Raw genomic sequence first — 2,094 nt, forward strand, 5'->3', positions numbered from 1 at the left:
CCGGCAACCGTGACCGCCTTCTCGGCGAGCTTGGCCGCGCCGGCCAGCAGTTCGCGCGTCCGGTAGGTCTCGATCTGCTTCTCGGCCGCCTTCAGCTGGGCCAGCAGCTTCTCGACCCGGTCGGTGAGCTGCTCGGGCTGGGTCTTCAGGGTGTCGGACAGGGTCGCCACCAGGGCCCGCTCGGCGGCGAACTTCTCGAACGCCTCGGTGCTGACCAGGGCTTCCACCCGGCGGATGCCGGAGCCGACCGACTGCTCACCGAGCAGGTTGACCAGCCCGATCTGTGAGGTGCGCGCCACATGGGTGCCGCCGCACAGCTCGCGCGACCACGGGCCGGCCAACTCGACCATCCGGACCACGTTGCCGTACTTCTCGCCGAACATCGCCTGCGCACCGAGCGCCTTCGCCTCGTCCAACGGCAGTTGACGGTCGGTGACCTCGAAGTCGTCGCGGATCGCGGCGTTCACCACGCCCTCCAGTTCACTGCGCAGCGCCGGCGACAACGCCTGGCTGGCGTTGAAGTCGAAGCGCAGGTAGCCCGGCTTGTTGTACGAACCGGCCTGGTGGGTGCCCTGGCCGAGCAGCTGCCGCAACGCGGCGTTCACGATGTGCGTCGAGGTGTGCGCCTGGCAGGCCGCGAACCGGGCCGGACCGTCCACCTGGGCCAGCACCTGCGCGCCGGTGGCGAGTTCACCCTCGTTGACCAGCACCTTGTGCACCACCAGGCCCTGGATCGGCCGCTGCACGTCGAGCACGTCGAGCGCCAGTCCGTTGCCGGTCAGCACGCCCTGGTCGGCGTCCTGGCCGCCGGCCTCGGCGTAGAACGGGGTCTCGTCGAGCACCACCTCGACCACGTCACCGGGCCGCGCGCTCTGCACCAGTTCGCCGTCCGCCACGATGCCGCGGACCCGGGAGTCGACGCTCAGGTCGGTGAAGCCCAGGAACGGGGTCTCGCCGGGCGCCCGCAGGGTGCGGTAGGCCTCGGTGTTGACGGTGCCGCCCTTCTTGGCCCGGGCGTCCGCCTTGGCCCGGTCCTTCTGCTCCTGCATCAGCACGCGGAACCGGTCGGAGTCGACCTCCAGGCCGGCCTCCGTCGCCATCTCGAGCGTCAGGTCGATCGGGAAGCCGTAGGTGTCGTGCAGCTGGAACGCCTTGTCACCGCCAAGTACGCGGGCACCGCTGTGTTTGGTCTCGGCGACCGCCAGGTCGAAGATCTGGGTGCCGGCGGCGAGCGTGCGGCGGAACGCCTCCTCTTCGCCGTAGGCGACCTGGGAGACCCGCTGCCACTGGCTGGTGACCTCGGGGTAGGACTGCTCCATCAGCCCCTTCGACAGCGGCAGCAGTTCGGGCAGCACCGGATCGTTGACGCCGAGCAGCCGCATCGAGCGGATGGAGCGGCGCAGCAGCCGGCGCAGCACGTAGCCGCGCGCCTCGTTGCCGGGGGTGACGCCGTCGGTCATCAGCATCAGCGCGGAACGGACGTGGTCGCCGACCACCCGGAGCCGGACGTCGGCCTCGCGGTCGGCGCCGTAGCGGGTGCCGGCCAGTTCGGCCGCCGCGGTGATCACCGGGAAGATCTCGTCGATCTCGTACATGTTCGCCACGCCCTGCAGCAGGTACGCGGTGCGCTCCAGGCCCATGCCGGTGTCGATGTTCTTGCTGGGCAGCGGGCGGGCGACGTCGAAGTCGTCCTTGGCGCGGACGGCCGACAGCTCCTCGGTCTGGAACACCAGGTTCCAGATCTCCAGGAAGCGGTCCTCGTCGACGATCGGTCCGCCGTCCGGGCCGAACTCGGGGCCGCGGTCGATGTAGATCTCGCTGCACGGTCCGCCCGGTCCGGGGACGCCCATGTGCCAGTAGTTGTCCTTCAGCCCACGGCGCTGGATGCGCTCGTCGGGGACACCGACCTCACGCCACATGGCCGCGGCCTCGTCGTCGTCGAGGTAGACGGTGACCCAGACCTTGTCGGGATCGAAACCGTAGTTGCCGTCCGCCTGGCTGCCGGTGACCAACTCCCAGGCGTACTCGATGGCGCCCTGCTTGAAGTAGTCGCCGAAGGAGAAGTTGCCGTTCATCTGGAAGAACGTGCCGTGC

1 protein-coding gene is annotated in these 2,094 nt (G+C 69.7%); it reads right to left on the minus strand.

Annotated elements, in window-relative coordinates:
- Positions 1 to 2,094: alanine--tRNA ligase (gene alaS, locus Q0066_RS03820; RefSeq protein WP_298130226.1), on the minus strand; the 2,094-nt coding region annotated here is incomplete at both ends.

Origin of the sequence: Micropruina sp. (genome assembly GCF_027492755.1) — a bacterium.
In the GTDB taxonomy this organism is placed as follows: domain Bacteria; phylum Actinomycetota; class Actinomycetes; order Propionibacteriales; family Propionibacteriaceae; genus Micropruina.